Origin of the sequence: Mameliella sp. CS4 (assembly GCF_019392335.1) — a bacterium.
GTDB lineage: Bacteria > Pseudomonadota > Alphaproteobacteria > Rhodobacterales > Rhodobacteraceae > Antarctobacter.
Genome location: NZ_JAHXRQ010000243.1, coordinates 1 through 248, shown reverse-complemented (window position 1 = coordinate 248; position 248 = coordinate 1). Strand labels below are relative to the sequence as shown.

General features: G+C 64.1%; 1 pseudogene. It reads left to right on the top strand.

The features are described from left to right. A pseudogene (locus KZZ07_RS27250) lies at positions 1-248 on the top strand (ornithine carbamoyltransferase); the annotation flags it as partial.

Here is a 248-nt window from a genome sequence, read left to right as displayed (position 1 = left end):
CCTCGCGCGACACCCAACTGGGGCGTGGCGAGCCGATTGCCGACAGCGCCCGGGTCATGTCGCGCATGCTCGATGCGGTGATGATCCGTACCTTTGCCCACAGCACCGTGACCGAATTTTCCGCGAACTCGCGGGTACCGGTGATCAACGGCCTGTCCGATGACCTGCACCCCTGCCAGTTGCTGGCCGACATGCAAACCTTCCTGGAGCACCGTGGTTCGATCCAGGGCAAGACCGTGGCCTGGATC